Source organism: Exiguobacterium sp. s146 (assembly GCF_018618415.1).
GTDB lineage: Bacteria > Bacillota > Bacilli > Exiguobacteriales > Exiguobacteriaceae > Exiguobacterium.
On record NZ_JACSMA010000001.1, the window covers coordinates 577996 to 594707 of the forward strand.

General features: G+C 56.5%; 17 protein-coding genes. 14 read left to right on the top strand and 3 right to left on the bottom strand.

Annotated features, from left to right (window positions below):
- Nucleotides 1-29 precede the first annotated feature (29 nt).
- Nucleotides 30-1052 carry an LCP family protein gene (locus tag KNP83_RS03045; RefSeq protein WP_214760439.1) on the bottom strand — a complete coding sequence of 341 codons (1023 nt, stop codon included), beginning with the start codon at nucleotides 1050-1052 and terminating at the stop codon, nucleotides 30-32.
- A 41-nt stretch (nucleotides 1053-1093) separates the two neighbouring features.
- Entirely contained in the window at nucleotides 1094-1735 is a 642-nt protein-coding gene (locus KNP83_RS03050; RefSeq protein ID WP_214760440.1) for a YigZ family protein, read from the bottom strand.
- A 174-nt stretch (nucleotides 1736-1909) separates the two neighbouring features.
- Here KNP83_RS03050 and KNP83_RS15205 point away from each other — a divergent pair, with 174 nt between their 5' ends.
- The 7 genes from KNP83_RS15205 to KNP83_RS03085 all read left to right on the top strand — a co-directional run bounded on the left by KNP83_RS15205 (nucleotide 1910) and on the right by KNP83_RS03085 (nucleotide 10336).
- Nucleotides 1910-3034, top strand: a complete 1125-nt coding sequence (locus tag KNP83_RS15205) for a sensor histidine kinase (RefSeq protein WP_214760442.1) — start codon at nucleotides 1910-1912, stop codon at nucleotides 3032-3034.
- Between the two features lie 25 nt (nucleotides 3035-3059).
- The gene (locus tag KNP83_RS03060; RefSeq protein ID WP_214760444.1) at nucleotides 3060-3752 is read left to right on the top strand and encodes a response regulator transcription factor; all 693 of its coding nucleotides are present in this window, start codon (nucleotides 3060-3062) and stop codon (nucleotides 3750-3752) included.
- Nucleotides 3753-3846: 94 nt separating this feature from the next.
- A complete protein-coding gene (locus tag KNP83_RS03065; protein WP_214760447.1) occupies nucleotides 3847-4695 on the top strand; it encodes a DegV family protein in 849 nt (282 codons plus the stop codon).
- Between the two features lie 91 nt (nucleotides 4696-4786).
- Nucleotides 4787-5452: a trehalose operon repressor gene (treR, locus tag KNP83_RS03070; RefSeq protein WP_251139227.1), complete on the top strand. Its 666-nt coding sequence runs from the start codon at nucleotides 4787-4789 to the stop codon at nucleotides 5450-5452.
- Between the two features lie 202 nt (nucleotides 5453-5654).
- Nucleotides 5655-7103 carry a PTS system trehalose-specific EIIBC component gene (treP, locus tag KNP83_RS03075; RefSeq protein WP_214760451.1) on the top strand — a complete coding sequence of 483 codons (1449 nt, stop codon included), beginning with the start codon at nucleotides 5655-5657 and terminating at the stop codon, nucleotides 7101-7103.
- An 83-nt stretch (nucleotides 7104-7186) separates the two neighbouring features.
- Entirely contained in the window at nucleotides 7187-8821 is a 1635-nt protein-coding gene (gene treC, locus KNP83_RS03080; RefSeq protein WP_214760453.1) for an alpha,alpha-phosphotrehalase, read from the top strand.
- 201 nt (nucleotides 8822-9022) lie between these two features.
- Nucleotides 9023-10336 (top strand): hemolysin family protein, encoded by a 1314-nt coding sequence (locus KNP83_RS03085; protein WP_214761627.1) that lies wholly within the window; start codon nucleotides 9023-9025, stop codon nucleotides 10334-10336.
- A gap of 34 nt (nucleotides 10337-10370) precedes the next feature.
- Here KNP83_RS03085 and KNP83_RS03090 read toward each other — a convergent pair whose 3' ends face one another.
- A complete protein-coding gene (locus KNP83_RS03090; protein ID WP_214760455.1) occupies nucleotides 10371-11114 on the bottom strand; it encodes a hypothetical protein in 744 nt (247 codons plus the stop codon).
- A gap of 183 nt (nucleotides 11115-11297) precedes the next feature.
- Here KNP83_RS03090 and KNP83_RS03095 point away from each other — a divergent pair, with 183 nt between their 5' ends.
- The 7 genes from KNP83_RS03095 (at nucleotide 11298) to flgL (ending at nucleotide 16710) form a co-directional block, all read left to right on the top strand.
- A complete protein-coding gene (locus KNP83_RS03095; protein ID WP_214760457.1) occupies nucleotides 11298-12455 on the top strand; it encodes a helicase-related protein in 1158 nt (385 codons plus the stop codon).
- Nucleotides 12452-13120: a ComFC family protein gene (locus KNP83_RS03100; RefSeq protein ID WP_214760459.1), complete on the top strand. Its 669-nt coding sequence runs from the start codon at nucleotides 12452-12454 to the stop codon at nucleotides 13118-13120. The genes KNP83_RS03095 and KNP83_RS03100 overlap by 4 nt, the downstream gene beginning before the upstream one ends.
- A gap of 13 nt (nucleotides 13121-13133) precedes the next feature.
- Nucleotides 13134-13523: a flagellar protein gene (locus tag KNP83_RS03105; protein ID WP_251139163.1), complete on the top strand. Its 390-nt coding sequence runs from the start codon at nucleotides 13134-13136 to the stop codon at nucleotides 13521-13523.
- A 24-nt stretch (nucleotides 13524-13547) separates the two neighbouring features.
- Complete coding sequence (locus KNP83_RS03110) at nucleotides 13548-13799, top strand: flagellar biosynthesis anti-sigma factor FlgM (RefSeq protein WP_021066556.1); 252 nt, start codon at nucleotides 13548-13550, stop codon at nucleotides 13797-13799.
- A 112-nt stretch (nucleotides 13800-13911) separates the two neighbouring features.
- The gene (gene flgN / locus KNP83_RS03115) at nucleotides 13912-14268 is read left to right on the top strand and encodes a flagellar export chaperone FlgN (RefSeq protein WP_214760461.1); all 357 of its coding nucleotides are present in this window, start codon (nucleotides 13912-13914) and stop codon (nucleotides 14266-14268) included.
- A gap of 12 nt (nucleotides 14269-14280) precedes the next feature.
- Nucleotides 14281-15774 (top strand): flagellar hook-associated protein FlgK, encoded by a 1494-nt coding sequence (gene flgK / locus KNP83_RS03120; RefSeq protein ID WP_214760463.1) that lies wholly within the window; start codon nucleotides 14281-14283, stop codon nucleotides 15772-15774.
- Nucleotides 15775-15780: 6 nt separating this feature from the next.
- Nucleotides 15781-16710 (top strand): flagellar hook-associated protein FlgL, encoded by a 930-nt coding sequence (flgL, locus tag KNP83_RS03125; protein ID WP_021066559.1) that lies wholly within the window; start codon nucleotides 15781-15783, stop codon nucleotides 16708-16710.
- Nucleotides 16711-16712 lie beyond the last annotated feature (2 nt).

A 16712-nucleotide genomic window follows, 5' to 3' on the forward strand; every position in this document is an offset into this window, starting at 1 on the left:
GGACATGATGTCTTTGGGCGTTTTTGTGGTCAGTAGGTCGTCGTCTCGCTGAAACCGTCTTCCGTCTCATTCAAGCCGTCGCCTGTCCCGTTGTCGCCATCCTCCGCTGTGAGCGGGAGGCCGAGCTCGGTCTTCAAGAGCGAGCGTTTGTCGCTCAAATCGGCCGGATCGAGCTCGTAATAGTAGACGCCGCCGATCGTCAAGTCGCCGCCAGCCAGCGTCTCCTGATTGAACGAGCGGAGCGACTTCGTGTACGGCTGCAACTGTGACGCCTCGGAGAGGGACATGTTCGTTCGGATGTTATCGCCGACCGCATTCATGATCCGGTTTAGCTTCGTGAACGAATTGATCGTCGTCGCCTCATTGATGATGGCCTCGAGCACTTGCTGTTGACGCTTCGCCCGTCCGACGTCGCCTTCCGGGTCGTCTTTGCGCATACGCGCATAGGCGAGCGCTTCTTTGCCGTCTAGCGTCTGGACGCCTGGTCGGAGTTCGACGTTGCCGGTCGCCCGTCCGGAGATCGGGACGAGCACATCGACCTCGACGCCGCCGACCGCATCGACGAGATCCTCGATACCATCGAAGTTGATCGTCGCGTAATAGTCGATCGGGATGTCGAACAGCTTCTCGACCGTCGCGATCGTCGTGTCGATGCCACCGTAGGCGTAGGCGTGGTTGATTTTGTCCTTGAACTCGCCGTCGGTCGTGACGATATCGACGTACGAGTCGCGCGGGATGCTGACGAGCGTCACTTGGAGCGATTCCTTGTTGAACGTCGCCACCATGAGCGAGTCGGTCCGTCCTTCTTCGAGCGAGGCACCGCCATCGACGCCGGCGAGTAAGACGGAGAAGTGGTCTTTCGTCAAATCGACCGTTTCTTCACGGCGATCCGATTTGTCCCCGCGTGTCAGTTCGCTGTTCGCATTCTCCGCCGTCTCGTTCGCCTTATAGACGAAGTAGCCGAAGGCCGACCCGCCGATCAGCAAGACGAGGCCGAACACGAGCAGTACGATTTTCCACACGGGACGTTTCTTGCGGGAGTCTTGGTCCATGTCGTCTCCTCATTTCATTCGTTTCCTTTAGTATACGTGACCTACCGCACAAAATCACGTTCGATGATACGTTGGTCCTGGGTCTCGAGTCCTCCTTGACCGTTCGTCAAATCAACGAGCCAGGCGAGCGCGGCCTCGGTCTCTTCGACCGGCACCGAGATATGGAACGTGACGGTGTCCGCGTAGACGATGTCGTCGAGGAGGTACGACGATTGCCGCAGCTCGTTCTCGACTTTGCCGATCCAGCCGTAATCGACCGTGATCGTCAAGCGTTGCATCGGGATGCGTTCGACGATGCCGACCGCGTCGAGCCCTTCGCTCACCGTGCCGCCGTAGGAGCGGATGAGACCGCCGCCACCGAGTTTGATGCCGCCGAAGTAGCGGGTGACGACGACGACCGTGTCCTTCAAGTTGCGTTTGCGCAACACCTCGAGCATCGGCAACCCGGCCGTCCCGCTCGGTTCGCCGTCATCGTTCGCTTTTTGGAACTCGTTCCGTGCGCCGATGATATAGGCGGAACAATTATGGTTGGCGTTCCAGTGCGCCTTCTTGATGGCTTGGATGAACGCCTGCGCCTCGTCCTCGGACGTGACCCGTTTGAAGTGGGCGATAAATTTCGACTTTTGAATGACGACCTCGTATTCTCCGTCTTGTTTTATAGTATAATTCGGTTCAGTAGACATTTCTGAAAATTCTCCTTTCTATTTTTGAATATTTTTTTTAAAATTCAAGTAGGCGTCAACGCCAGTTGCGGCGAAATGGAAGGAGAGCCTCCAAGTTTTACTGGAAACGAACGTTCCGCAGACGATAATAGGAATAGATGAGGACTTACTACCGAATTATTAGGGGATGGCATCGTGAATCATATTACTGATCGTACAGCTTTAGAACATATCATAACAAATATGATTGATACGGTGACGGAAAGTAAAGAGGAGATCGTCCGGATTACCGAGAGTTCGGCCAACGAGTATTCGTTGATTCAGAACGAACTGAAAGAGTTGACGCAAAAGATAGAGTTTTACATCGAGGAGTCGGAACGGCTCGACCTGCTCGTCAAAGCGGCGAAGAACAAACTCGTCCAAGTGAGCAAGAAGTTTCATATACATAGCGAGCAAGAGATTCGGGAGGCGTACGAACGCGCCAACCAAATGCAGCTCGAGCGTTTTCTCATCCAAAAAGAAGAGATGGCCGGCCAACAGCGTCGCAACGACCTTGAACGCCGCCTGCTCATCCTCGAGGACACGATTGAGCGGGCCGACAAGCTCGTCAGCCGCGTCTCCGTCGTGTTGAACTTCCTGCGGGACGACCTGCAGCAAGAGTACTCGGACATGATGAAGAAGCAAGAGATGGCGATCAGCGTGTTTGAGGCGGCCGAACGTGAACGGCGCCACCTTGCCCGTGAGATGCACGATGGACCAGCGCAATCGCTTGCTCACATCTTGATTCGGGCTGATTTGATTGAGAAGACGTTCGACAAGCGGGGGAAAGACGAGGCGTTCGCCGAACTGCACGAGCTGAAACGCCTCATCCGCGGCGCGCTCGTCGACGTCCGGCGTCTCATCTACGACCTTCGTCCGATGTCGCTTGACGACCTCGGTTTCTTGCCGACGCTCGAACGGTATCTCCATCAGACGGAGGAATACACGGCTATCAAGACCCGGCTCAACTACCGGGGCTCACGGGCCCGTCTCCCTGAACGATTGGAGATTAACGTGTTCCGGCTCGTCCAAGAGGCCGTCCAAAACGCGATCAAACATTCGAAGACGGCGGAGATTATCGTCAACGTCGAGCAAGCGCATGATGCGATACATATTCATGTACGCGACCATGGGGTCGGATTCGTGCCGAGTTCGATTGGCGAAGAGTCATTCGGGATTGTGGGGATGCGAGAACGGATCGAGTTGGTGAACGGAAGTATGACCATTGATTCGGAAGTCGGCAAAGGGACGGTCGTCCGCATGTCGATTCCGATCACGTAAGACAAGAACAAGGGGGAGTATCCAGATGGAACAATTACAAACACGCATCGCGATTGTGGATGACCATGAGCTGTTTCGAGAAGGCTTGAAACGGATTTTTGATTTAGAGGACGAGTTCAGGGTCGTCGCCGAAGGGCGCACCGGGACCGAGGCGATTCGCATCGCCGCGGACCACAAGCCGGAAATCTTGATTCTCGACATCAACATGCCGGAATTGAACGGGATTGAGGCGACGAAACAGTTGTCCGTGCTCTCACCAGAGACGCGCGTCCTCATCTTGTCGATCCATGACGATGAGTCGTACATCACGCATGCACTCGAAGCCGGGGCATCTGGGTTCTTGCTCAAAGAAGTCGCATCGACCGAACTCATCTCGGCCGTGCGCTCGGTCGCGAAGGACGGGGCGTACTTGCACCCGAAAGTGACGACGAACGTCTTGAAAGAATACCGTCGCTTGCTCCAATTCAAAGGCGAACAGGCCGGCCGCAACGTCGAGAGCCGTACCGATGATCCCGTCTACCAATTGCTCTCACGCCGTGAAGTCGAAGTGCTCCACTTGCTCGCCGAGGGCCGCTCGAACCGTGATATCAGCGACATGCTGTTCATCAGCGAGAAGACGGTCAAGAACCACGTCTCGTCAGTGCTCCGCAAGATGGAAGTGAACGACCGGACTCAAGCCGTCGTCGATGCCATCCGTCGCGGATGGGTCGAGATTTGACCTCGACCGATGCAATACATCGTTTTTATGCTACAATATGGAATGGAATCCACATTCAATTGGAAAATGAAACGATGTAAAGTGAGGATATAGCATGGGAAACATAGCCATTTTGACCGACAGTACCGCCTATTTGCCGGCCGAATTTTGTGAGCGCCACGACGTCCACGTCGCACCGCTCAGCGTGATTTTTGACGGGGAGTCGTTCCGCGAAGCCGTCGATATCACGACCGAGGCTTTTTATGACCGGATCGAGGCAGGGAACTTGCCGACGACGTCCCAGCCGAGCATCGGAGAAACGATTGAACTGATTGAGCGTCTCCCGAACGAGGTGACGGACGTGATCGCCATCACGCTCTCGAGCGGGATCAGCGGGACGTATCAATCGATGCTCGCTTTGAACGACATGGTCGACGTCAACGTCCACGCATTCGATTCGGAGATCTCATGTATGCCTCAAGCGTTCCTCGTCGAGGAAGCGATTCATTTACGCGACGCAGGCGCGTCGGCGCAAGAAATCATGGCCCACCTGGAAAAGATGCGCGAGTTGATTCGGGCGTACTTCGTCGTCGATGACCTCGACCACCTCCAACGGGGCGGTCGACTCAGCGCGGCGCAAGCGCTCGTCGGGTCGTTCCTTCAAATCAAACCGGTGCTCCATTTCCAAGACCGCATGATCGTCCCATTCGAGAAGATTCGGACGTACAAGAAGGCGGTCCGTCGCATCGAAGAGATGATGGAACAGTCGATTCAAGGCGATGGGGCAGGCTACTGTATCGGTATCATCCACGCCAACTGCCCGGAACGTCAGGCCGAGGAAATCGCCTCGATGAAACAGAAGTTTCCGCAGGCGCATGTCACGGGTGCTTATTTCGGACCGGTCATCGGGACACACCTTGGGCCAGGCGCGATCGGCATCACGTGGTATCGCCGCGAATGGTAAACAAAAGACGGCCATCCGGTCGTCTTTTTCGATAGAGAGGAGTGAGCCTGTGGCCAAATATCGTCAAATCTATGAGCGCCTCGCCGAGCGGATGAAGACGGGCGAGTATGCGGCGGAGTCGAAACTACCGTCCGAGACCGAGCTCATGCACGAGTACGAGGCGAGCCGAGGCACGGTCCGGAAAGCGCTCGACTTGCTCCAAGAGCACGGCTATGTCCGGAAGCATCACGGGAAAGGCGTGTTCGTGCTGCGGCGCGATCAGATCGAGTTCCAGTTCAACGGCATCGTCAGTTTCTCGGAAGTGTATGCCAGCATGCTCGGCCGCTCGATTCAGACATCGGTCGCCTCGTTCGAGGACATCGAGGCGCCGGCGTGGCTCGCCGAACGGATGAACTTGGCGCCGGGGACACGGATGTATCGGATCGAGCGGGTCCGCAACTTCGATGGCGAGAACGTCATCTTGGACGTGAATTATTTCGTCAAAGACCTCGTGCCCGGCCTGACAGAAGAGATCGCCGCACAATCGATTTACGCCTATGTCGAGCACGAGCTCGGGATGCAAATCAGTTACGCCAAACGAAAGATTGCGGCCGAGGACGTGACCGAGCTCGACCGGTTGCGGCTCGATCTGCACGATTATGAATATGTCATCGTCATCACGAATGACACGTTCCTTTATGAGGGAAGACAGTTCGAATATACCGAGTCCCGCCACCGGCTCGACAAGTTCCAGTTCAGCGATCTGGCGCGCCGGTAAGGCTCCTTTTTCGAAAGGAGTCTTTTTTTCGTTTTGAATCAAGGCAAGAGGGAACAAAAATACTGAACGCCTGTCACAGAGTTGTCACACCTAACTTATCTATATAAGTTGTTGACATGACTTATATAGATAAGTTAAACTTTGTTTGTACTCATAAGTAACCGTTTTCAACAAACGCTTTCAAACAAAGGAGGCCTACAATATGAAGGCAGATTATCGTCAAATCGCCGCGGATATCCTAGAAGCCATCGGGGGCAAGGATAACGTCGACAAAGCGGCACACTGTGTCACACGGCTCCGTCTTTCGTTGAAAGACCAGTCACTCGTCAATGAAGCGAAAGTGAAAGAAGCCGATCTCGTCAAAGGGGCATTCGAAAACTCGGGTGTGTACCAGGTCGTCATCGGGGCCGGGGACGTCGAGCGCGTCTATGCCGAGTTCATCAAACTCGCCGGGCTTGAAGCAGCGACGGTCGCCGAGGTCAAATCGTCAGGCGGCAAGAAGATGAATCCGCTCCAGAAACTTGTCAAAGTCTTCTCGGACGTGTTCATGCCGATCATTCCGGCCATCATCGTCGCCGGTCTCTTGATGGGGATTAACAACCTGCTCGCTTCAGAAGGACTGTTCGTCGAAGGTGCGACGCTGATTGAGGAGTATCCGAACCTGCAAGGGTTATGGGATCTCGTCAACATGATGGCGAACACGGCGTTCGTCTTCCTGCCAGCCCTCGTCGGTTGGTCGGCGACGAAGCGGTTCGGCGGCAGCGAAGTGCTCGGGATCGTCATGGGTCTCTTGCTCGTCCACCCAGACCTCTTGAACGCTTGGGGTTACGGACAAGCGGCGCTTGAAGGCGACGTTCCGACGTTCAACATCCTCGGCTTGTTCGAGATCGAGAAAGTCGGCTACCAAGGTCAGATTCTTCCGATTTTGGCCGCGGCCTTCATTTTGAGCCATATTGAAATCTTCTTGAAAAAACATGTACCGAACGCGATTCAATTGCTCGTCGTGCCGATCACGACGATTGTCATCACTGGTTTCCTCGCCCTCTCGATCGTCGGACCGCTCACACGCGGCCTCGGTAACGTGATCGCGACGGGAATCGTCAACGTGTTCGAAGCGGTACCGGTCGTCGGGGCACTCCTGTTCGGTCTGCTCTACGCACCGCTCGTCGTCACGGGAATGCACCACTTGTTCCTCGCCATCGACTTGCAGCTCATCGCGGAGACGAACGGGACGTTCCTCTGGCCGATGCTCGCCTTGTCGAACATCGCCCAAGGTGCAGCCGCACTCGCCATGTTCCTCGTGTTCAAACACGACGCGAAACAAAAGAGTATGGCGTCCACGTCATCGATCTCGGCTTTCTTCGGAATCACCGAGCCGGCCATGTTCGGGGTAAACTTGCCGAACAAGTTCCCATTCTACTCGGCGATGATCGGATCAGCCGTCGCGGCAGTGTTCATCACATTGAACGACGTCCAGGCGTTCGCTGTCGGGGTCGGAGGTCTTCCTGGATTCCTGTCAATCTTCACCGATAAGATTCTCATCTTCATCGTCGGGATGGTCATCGCCCTCGTCATCCCATTCGTGTTGACGCTCGTCTTGTCGAAGCGTTACATGAAGAAGGGTGAAATCGAACAAAATAAAGTTGCATAAGAAGATGACTGACAAGGGGAGGGACGGAGGTTCTTCCCCTTTTCCAATTGAAATGAAAACTCTTACAAAAGGAGACTACATCTATGACACAACCAAACTGGCGCAAATCCGTCGTCTATCAAATCTATCCGAAAAGTTTCTATAGCCCGGAAGGCAATGCCACCGGCTCCATCAAAGGGGTGACGGCGAAACTCGATTACTTGGCCGAGCTCGGCATCGAATACATCTGGATGACACCGGTCTACAAGTCGCCGCAAAACGACAACGGCTATGACGTCAGCGACTATTACGCGATCGACCCATCGTACGGGACGATGGATGACCTTGACGAGCTCGTCCGCGAGGCCGAGGCGCGCGGCATCGGGCTCATGATGGACATCGTCGTCAACCACTCCTCGACCGAGCACGAATGGTTCCAGAAGTCGCTCGCCGGTGACGCGCGTTATCGCGACTATTACATTTGGCGCAACGAACCGACGAACTGGGAGTCGAAGTTCGGCGGCAACGCCTGGAAGTATGACGAGGCGAGCGGCCAGTACTACCTCCACTTGTTCGATGTGACCCAGGCCGACTTGAACTGGGAGAACGAACAGATGCGCGAGGACGTCTATGAGATGATGCGCTTCTGGCGCGATAAGGGCATCAAAGGGTTCCGTCTCGACGTCATCAACTTGATCTCGAAGCAACAGGACTTCCCACAAGACGACTCGGACGGCCGCAAGTTCTATACGGACGGGCCGCGCATCCATGAATACTTGAAAGAGATGAACCGCGAGGTGTTCGACGGCCACGACGTCATCACGGTCGGCGAGATGTCGTCGACGACGCTCGACCACTGCGTCCGCTACTCGAGTCCGGACGAGCGCGAGCTCAGCATGACGTTCAGCTTCCATCACTTGAAAGTCGACTATCCGAACGGGGAGAAGTTCGTCGCCGCGCCGTTCGACTTCGTGCAACTGAAAGACATCATGTCGACGTGGCAGGAAGGGATGCACGGCAAGGGCTGGAACGCCATCTTCTGGTGCAACCACGACCAGCCGCGCGTCGTCAGCCGCTTCGGCAACGACACCGACCATCGCGTCGAGAGCGCGAAGATGCTCGCGACGGTGCTCCACGGCCTGCAAGGGACGCCGTACATCTATCAAGGCGAAGAGATCGGGATGACGAACCCGGGCTTCGATTCGCTCGACGAGTATCGCGACATCGAGACGCTCAACGTCTACAAGTTGAAGCGTGAACAGGGCGTGTCGCACGAGGACATGATGGCTGCCATCAAACAGAAGTCGCGGGACAATTCGCGGACGCCGATGCAGTGGGACGCGACGCCGCACGCCGGCTTCACGAGCGGGACGCCGTGGATCAACGTGGCACCGAACTATGCGGACGTGAACGTCGAGACGGCACTCGACGACCCGAACTCTGTGTTCTACCACTACAAGAACTTGATTTCGCTCCGTAAAGAGCTCGACGTCTTGACGGACGGGGATTACACGATTCTCACGCCGGACGCGCTCGACGTCTGGGCATACACGCGCAAGACGGAGCAGGAGGAAGTGCTCGTCGTCGCCAACTTCTACGGACCGGAGACGACGTACGAGATTCCGGACGGCTTCACGCATGCCGAGGTCGTCAGCCATAACTATGACGTACCGCAGCTCGACGAGACGACGCTGTCGCTCCGGGCGTACGAGGCGATCATGTTCTATAAGAAAAAATAAGTGCCAGGAGGCGTTCCACATGGGCGCCTCCTTTTAGTTGCCGAGAGGCAGACTATCATGGTAGGTTATTCATTAGACGAGGAACACAGTCGTGTGACCTTGTAAATTATTTATATGGAGGTGACCCTCGAGTCTCTCGAGGAACATGTGGACAGGATCTACTCTACACACGTAATAGCTGCCGGTGGCGGTGGCGGAGAAGTGGAAGGCCCGATTTGGGTATTGTTGTCGTTGGTGGCGTTATTAATCGCGCTCACCGCATTCTTTGTCGGATCGGAGTTCGCGGTCGTCAAAGTGCGGATGTCGCGACTCGATCAATTGGTGGCGGAAGGGAACAAGTCGGCGATTCTCGCGAAAAAGGTCGCATCGGACCTCGACTATTACTTATCGGCGTGTCAGCTCGGCATCACGGTGACGGCGCTCGGACTCGGTTTCCTCGGGGAACCGTCGATCGTACGTTTGCTCACGCCGCTGTTTAACGAGTTTGATATCCCGGCGTCGCTCGCATCGGTCATCTCGTTCGCCGTCGCGTTCGCGATCGTGACGTTCTTACACGTCGTCATCGGGGAACTCGCACCGAAGACGCTCGCGATTCAGTATGCGGAACGGATGACGCTCATCTTCGCCCGACCGTTGTTCTGGTTCGGACGGATCATGTTCCCGTTCATCTGGTTGTTGAACGGGTCGGCCCGATTGTTGCTCGGCTTGTTCGGCGTCAAACCGGCCGGACATGAGCAAGCACACTCGGAAGAAGAGTTGAAGATCATCATGGCGCAAAGTTTCCAAAGCGGTGAAATCAACCAGACGGAACTCGCGATGATGCAAAACATCTTCTCGTTCGATCAGCACGTCACGAAAGACGTGATGGTGCCCCGGACGAAAGTCGAGGCGATTGACATCGAAGCGACGCGGGCCGAAGTGCTCGAGACGTTCGCGGACAGTCAATATACCCGTTACCCGATCACAGAGGACGGCGACAAGGACAACTTGATCGGCTACATCAACGTCAAAGAGGTATTGATGGGACTCGCGGTCAGCCCGTCCATCAATCTCACTACTTACGTGAAAGAGCTTCCGGTCGTGCATGAAATGACACCTTTGGAAGATACATTGAAACAGATGCGTGAGGCCCGGACCCATATCGCCATCGTCTTGGACGAGTACGGCGGGACGGCCGGTCTCATCACGCTCGAAGACTTGCTCGAGGAGATCGTCGGGGAAATCCGCGACGAGTTCGACGAGGACGAGGTCGACCCGATCCATACGGTCGACGACACGACGTACGAGATTGATACGCGCGTCTTGCTCGAAGAACTCGAGGAACGGTTCGGCATCACGTTCGAACAGTCCGAAGGCATCGATACGCTCGGCGGTTGGCTCCAAGTCCACCGCGAAACGCACGAGGTCGGTGACACGCTCGAGTTCGACCGTTACGTCTTGACCGTCATCGAGATGACGGAGAATCACGTGGAGCGGGTGCGACTCGTCGTCCGTCCTGAAGTCCAAGAGGCATAAGAAAAAGGTTCATCCGTTGCGGGATGAGCCTTTTTTAGTCTTTCATCCGTTGCTTGAGGCGTGCTAACAGGTGAGGCGAATCGAGGTCACTGTATCGGATTCCTTCTACATAACGTTCGTTGCCGTCGATTGTGATTTGCAACTTTAAAGAATGGAAGGGAAGCTCGTTCTCGTCGGCGACACGTTTCACGTCCCGCAGTAAAGCGATCACGTCGTCGTATGTATAGGAATCGTCTTTTGCATGAAGGAAGAGTATACCGTAACGCGCGCCGTAAAATTCAAGGTCGATGGTTTGATCGAGTTGTAAGTCAGTGAACGCATCTCCGTGTGCCACATCGTCACGCCAAGCAGGATCCGAGAGTTCGGTCATGAAATCGATACGGTTGGAAAAGGTGGGTGTGATTGTCTGTTGAACGGCAGTGTCATACGCCTCGCTGATGCGCTGATAGGTGTTCTCCTTCGAGACGACGTCTTCTTCATAGCTGTCGTCGACGACTTGGCCGCTTCGAGTGATTCGGACGACGAACTCGGTATCGACGCTTGTGTCAGAAGCCATCGTCACATGGTATTTTGGGTCGTATAGAGAAAGATACATGACGTCCGCTACGCGAAGCGACAGGTCCGGGTACGTGACATTGACATATTCCTGTGCTGCTTCCATCGCGCGTTGCTCCGCTTTGTCGCTGCCGTCAAAGACATACCAGCCCCACCATCCTACCAAGAGGACGCCGAGCATGCCTAAACCGGTCAAGATGTTGTGGATGGGTCGTTTGAACATGACTGTTTCCTCATTTCCAGTAATTGGTCTACTTGGAGTATAGTCGATTGTCTGCTCGTTCACCTCCGTCTACAGCCTGAAATGAGAGGGCATCTTGCCGTTAGTCGTCCCCGTTCCATCGACGAACATGACGTGTGGACGTGATGTTCGTCTGCTAGCGTGAACAGAAAAAGGACTGATGTTATGGGTCAACTCATCGTAGCACCCGAAGGAACTCCCGCCATCCGCTTCGGCGTCTGCCAGCGCTGTCTGAGCACGGACACGCGTGCCTACACGTGCCATCACGGACCGTGCCGCTATTGCCGCAACTGCCTCCACCTCGGTCGCGTCTGTCAGTGCGACCGTCTTGCCGAAGCGGAGGTGACAACGCCGGTCGAGCCGACTGACCTCGTCATGCCGTTCGCGTTGGGCGCGGACCAACAGCGCGTGAGCGCACAGCTCCTTACTTGGTGGGAGACGAAGACGAGCGGGCTCGTCCATGCCGTCTGCGGGGCGGGCAAGACAGAGATGACGTTCCCGGTCATCGCACGCGCCGTCAATGACGGGAAGCGCGTCCTCATCGTCTCACCGCGCCGTGACGTCGCCATCGAATGGGCCGACCGGCTCGAGGCCGCCTTCACCGTCCCGATCACTCGGCGCTACGGCGGTGGGGACAAAGAAACGATTGGCATGATCACCGTCGCGACGGCGCCGCTGCTCGTGAACTTGCGACATGTGTTCGATTACGTGCTCGTCGACGAGTCCGACGCGTTCCCGTTCGCCTTCGACCTCGCGCTCTGGTGGATGCTCCGCCGGGCCGGCAAGGGTCTATTTTTGTTCGTGACGGCGACACCGACCGTCTGGCAACGTCAGTTCCCGACGGTGCATCTGTCTCGGCGTTATCACGGCCACGACTTGCCCGTGCCTCGGCTCGTCCGTGAGACGGAACAAGCGATTTTTGACTTCTGTCGTCAGTATGAGGCGTGCCCGCGTCTGTTGTTCGTCCCGACGAAACCGGACCTCGTCCGTTACGGGGAACTGCTCACGGCGAACGGGTTCATCTATCAGGCCGTCTCGGCCGATACGGATGAGCGGACGGACGTGCTCGAGTGGCTCGAGGCGACGAACGGGGTCGTGCTCGCGACATCGATTTGGGAGCGGGGCATGACCGTCACCGGGGTACATGTCGCCGTCCTAAACAGTTGCCATCCGCTGTTCACGTCACGCGCCCTCATTCAGATGGCCGGGCGGGCCGGACGAAAACCGGCCGTGCCGACCGGCGACGTCATCTTCTTTTACGAGGAGCGCACGTTCCGGCAAGACAACGCCATCCGTGAGATTGAGGAGGCGAACCGACGATGAACTGCCTCGTCTGTCGAAAACCGTTCGCCGTCCCGTGGAGTCCGGCGACGTTGTTGAAGCGGGACTGGGTCTGTCCGGACTGTGAGAAGATGTTGACGCCGCTGAACGAAGGTTGTCCGCGCTGTGGGCATCCGACCGTGGACAGGGCGACTTGTGGCGATTGCGTCCGTTGGCTCGCCCTCGGTCTCGACTTGACCGTCCGTTCGCTTTACGCCTATGACGAGGCGGGCGCGAATTGGCTCCATCGCTACAAGTTCGGTGGCGATGTCGTTCTGGCGCATCAGCTGCGCGATGGATTACGCGCGGTGCGGGAACCCGGTGTCGCCTACGTCCCGATACCCCTCAGTGAGGAACGCTTGCGGACGCGGCGTTTCAATCAGGCGGAGCTGCTCGCCCGGCTGATCGGGCCGACCGAGCAGGTGCTCATCAAAGCCGAGGTTTCGAGTCAGCGTGAACTTGGGAAAGAAGAAAGGCGGCACCGGATCAATCCGTTCGCTGTACAGCAGTTGCCGCGTTGTGGCAAAATTGTCCTCGTCGATGATGTCTATACAACCGGGACGACACTCCATCAGGCGGCGCTCACCCTACGCCGGGCCGGGGCGGAACAAGTTTCTGCTGTTTGCCTGTTCCGGACGCTAAACAAATCAAAAATGCGTCCGATATAAAGGGCAGAGGTGAATGACTGTGGAAGCAACAACTTGTCAAACGTGCGGACGGCTGTTCATGAAACAAGGCCGCTCGCCATACTGCCCATCCTGCGCGGAAGTCGATTTCCAAAACTTCTTAAAAGTCCGGGACTTCATCCGCGAACCCGCCAACAAACAGACGACAATCGGAGCCCTCGTCGAAGCGACGAACGTCTCCGAACTTGATATCACGCGATATATCCATGAAGGACGCTTGATCATCAAGGACAACCCGTCACTGAACATCGCCTGCGTGCGTTGCGGCAATCCGACGAACCAAGGAAAGGTATGCGCGGACTGTCAGACCGACATGCAGCAAGAACTGAAAGGGCTACAAGCCAGCGTCACGAAACAAAGCGTTCGCGCTTATCGTTTGGATTAACAACTGAGAAGAGGGGGGACACGTATGCGCATCGATTCTGCAAAGTGGGTACACTTACCGAACACTTACGAGAAGAAAACGCAACCTGAGACGAAGCCCGAGCTGACACGCCAAACGGACCAACTATCGATATCGGCCGAAGCCCGCGCCCGGTTTGAAGAACCGGTGAAACACCCGGAGCGCCTGGAAAAGATCAACGCCTTGAAGGCGGAGATTAACGCCGGGACGTATTCACGGGACGCGCGCGACATCGCCAAACGCTTTCTACAAGGATGAATGAAAGCGGGGTCCGAGGGAGACCTTCGCATAAATAAGATGGCACGGAAGCTGACTAAACAAGGGACACCCTTTCTTTAGTCGGCTCTTTTTTTGGACAAAGGAGAGACTTATGCTCACATTACATACACGCTTGCTCGAACTCGCTTATGACAAAGAACGCTTGCTCGTCACTGGAGACATGCCCGCTTTCAGCGCGCTCGTCAAAGAAGAGGCGACGCTCCTCCGACAAATCAAACAAAAAGAAGCGGAACGACTTCAAGGAACGCTTGTTTTGGACGATGAAGAGAAGGAAGCGTTACGACCGGTTCTCTTCGAGCTGAAACGGCAGAATGAATTGAACGCCGTCCTGCTCGAACAGTCGCTCCGGTATATCGAATGGCATTTGGACATGCTCATGCCAGAGGCAGATGATTTCACGTACGGCCAACAGGCGCTCGAGACGCGCTCGTTCAGCCGGGATGTATAAGGAGGAAGTTTGATGGGCTCAACATTTATGGGATTAGAGACGGCGCGCCGCAGTTTGACGACGCACCAATGGGCGCTCCAGGCGACGGGGAACAACGTCGCCAACGCCTCGAACCCGGGCTACTCGCGCCAACGCTTGTCGCTCGGCATGACCGAACAACTCAGCGTCAACTTCGGGGGGACGAAGGCCGGGCAGTTCGGGACCGGTGTCCGCGGTGAGACGCTCGCCCGGATCCGCGATTTGATGATCGACCAGCAATACCGCGACGAGTCGGTGAAGAACGCCTACTACGCGACGAAAGAGGCGGCGTTCGGCCGGATGGAGGACATCGTCAACGAGCCGTCCGAGACGGGCCTCGCCAAATCGCTCGACTTGTTCTGGGCCTCGCTTCAGGACTTGTCGGTCAACCCGGATGACGCCGGTGCGCGCAGCGTCGTGCGCCAGCGGGCGATGACACTCTCCGAGACGTTCAACTACATGTCGTCCTCGCTCCAAAAAGTGCAGGCCGACCTGGCCTCAGAGGGCGATGTCGTCGTCAAGAAAGTGAACGACTTGATGACGAAGATCAGTCAGGTCAACCGTCAAATCGGGGATGCGGAGCCGCTCGGCGTGCTCCCGAACGAACTGTATGACGAACGAGACCGCTATATGGACGAGCTCGCCCAATACATGGACTTCACCCGCGTCCCGGTCGACTATACGAACGGGGAGTCACGCGGGAATTCACAAAAGGTCGCAGAGGGCCGCATCGACATCGTCGTCTCGATCAATGGCGTCGACCATAAGCTCGTCGACGGCATCAACGGCACGGTCGGTTCGTTCGACGGTCTCGACATGACCGACGCGAGCGGGGCGGACGTCGCCCTCACACACGCGACGATGCCGAACGGAAAATGGAAAGCGCTCGTCGAGATGTACGGCACGGACACGGCGGAAACAGGCAGCGTGAACGGCGTCTACGCGACGATGTTGAAAGACTTGGACGAGATGGCCGGCAAGTTCGCCTCGGCGTTCAACTCGGCACACAGTAATAACATGGATGCCAAAGGCAACGCCGGGACGGCGAACTTCTTCGAAGGGACGGCGAGCGCCGCGACGATTAAAGTGAGCGACGCCGTCATGAACAACCTCGACTTGATTGCCGCGTCCCAGGACGGCAACATCGGGGACGGCAGCGGTGCTCTCGCCTTGGCGAATTTGAAGTCGGCGACGCTCAGCTTCGACGGGTCGGTCCAGACGGACACGTCAATCGGAAAATACTATCAGAACGTCATCGGCAACATGGCCGTCGCCGCCGACCAGAGCGGACGCCTCGCCAAGAGCACGTTCGCGCTCATGGCGAGCTCGGACCAGCGTCGCCAAGCGGTGAGCGCGGTGTCACTCGACGAAGAGATGACGATGATGATTCAATATCAACACGCTTATAACGCGGCGGCCCGTAACATCACGGCCGTTGACGAGATGCTCGACAAAATCATCAACGGCATGGGTGTCGTAGGGAGGTAATGCTTGATGCGAGTCACACAGACGATGCTCACACAGACGAACTTGAAACATTTATCGAGCAGTTATAACAAGCTCGCCCAAGTCCAAGAACAGCTCATCAGCGGGAAACGGATTCAGAAGGCGTCCGAGGACCCGGTCGTCGCCATGCAGGGCATGCGCTACCGGACCGAGGTGCGCGAGGTCGACCAGTTCCGTCGCAACGTCAGCGAGGCGACGAGCTGGATGGACTTGACCGATTCGACGTTGAACGAGGTGACGGAAGCCGTCAAGCGGATCCGCGAATTGACGACGCAGGCGGCCAACGACACGTACGAGTCGTCGCAACGTCAAATCATCCAGAGTGAGGTCAATCAGTTGATCGAACATCTCGGCTCGCTCGCGAACGCGAAGTCGGGCGAGAAATATATCTATAACGGTACGAAGACGGATCAACCGCTCGTCGATATGGACGCCTTGAAGGCGTTCCTCGCCGACCCGAACGGGGATGTCAACAGCATCTACCCGGGCGGGGCACCGGCCGCGAGCGGAAAAGTCGCCTTCGAAGTATCGAAAGGCATCACCGTCCAAGTGAACATGCAACCGGAGACGGTGTTCGGCAGCGATGTGTTCGCCGGGCTGCACGACCTTGTCTCGAAACTGGCAGACCCGAACACGACCGGTGAAGTGCTCTCGAACGAGCTCGCCGACCTCGATGTCATCGCCCAAAACTTGATTACGGAGCGGGCCGAGCTCGGGGCCCGTGCCAACCGGTTGGAACTCGTCGACAACCGCCTGCAAGAACATGAGATTATCGCCAAGACGATCATGTCCGATAACGAGGACATCGACATCGAACGCGTCATCATGGAGCTCAAGTCGCATGAGACGGTGCACCGGGCCGCACTATCGGCCGGCGCCCGCATCATCCAACCGACGCTCCTCGACTTCCTCCGGTAAGC

What these genes read in the sequence shown, in the direction of transcription:
- KNP83_RS03090 (WP_214760455.1), bottom strand. Translation starts at nt 11,114, where the DNA reads ATGTTCAAACGACCCATCCACAACATCTTGACCGGTTTAGGCATGCTC.
- treP (WP_214760451.1), top strand. Translation starts at nt 5,655, where the DNA reads ATGAAGGCAGATTATCGTCAAATCGCCGCGGATATCCTAGAAGCCATC.
- KNP83_RS03095 (WP_214760457.1), top strand. Translation starts at nt 11,298, where the DNA reads ATGGGTCAACTCATCGTAGCACCCGAAGGAACTCCCGCCATCCGCTTC.
- KNP83_RS03105 (WP_251139163.1), top strand. Translation starts at nt 13,134, where the DNA reads ATGACTGTGGAAGCAACAACTTGTCAAACGTGCGGACGGCTGTTCATG.
- flgK (WP_214760463.1), top strand. Translation starts at nt 14,281, where the DNA reads ATGGGCTCAACATTTATGGGATTAGAGACGGCGCGCCGCAGTTTGACG.
- flgL (WP_021066559.1), top strand. Translation starts at nt 15,781, where the DNA reads ATGCGAGTCACACAGACGATGCTCACACAGACGAACTTGAAACATTTA.
- KNP83_RS03100 (WP_214760459.1), top strand. Translation starts at nt 12,452, where the DNA reads ATGAACTGCCTCGTCTGTCGAAAACCGTTCGCCGTCCCGTGGAGTCCG.
- KNP83_RS03065 (WP_214760447.1), top strand. Translation starts at nt 3,847, where the DNA reads ATGGGAAACATAGCCATTTTGACCGACAGTACCGCCTATTTGCCGGCC.
- treC (WP_214760453.1), top strand. Translation starts at nt 7,187, where the DNA reads ATGACACAACCAAACTGGCGCAAATCCGTCGTCTATCAAATCTATCCG.
- treR (WP_251139227.1), top strand. Translation starts at nt 4,787, where the DNA reads ATGAAGACGGGCGAGTATGCGGCGGAGTCGAAACTACCGTCCGAGACC.
- flgN (WP_214760461.1), top strand. Translation starts at nt 13,912, where the DNA reads ATGCTCACATTACATACACGCTTGCTCGAACTCGCTTATGACAAAGAA.
- KNP83_RS03050 (WP_214760440.1), bottom strand. Translation starts at nt 1,735, where the DNA reads ATGTCTACTGAACCGAATTATACTATAAAACAAGACGGAGAATACGAG.
- KNP83_RS03060 (WP_214760444.1), top strand. Translation starts at nt 3,060, where the DNA reads ATGGAACAATTACAAACACGCATCGCGATTGTGGATGACCATGAGCTG.
- KNP83_RS03045 (WP_214760439.1), bottom strand. Translation starts at nt 1,052, where the DNA reads ATGGACCAAGACTCCCGCAAGAAACGTCCCGTGTGGAAAATCGTACTG.
- KNP83_RS03110 (WP_021066556.1), top strand. Translation starts at nt 13,548, where the DNA reads ATGCGCATCGATTCTGCAAAGTGGGTACACTTACCGAACACTTACGAG.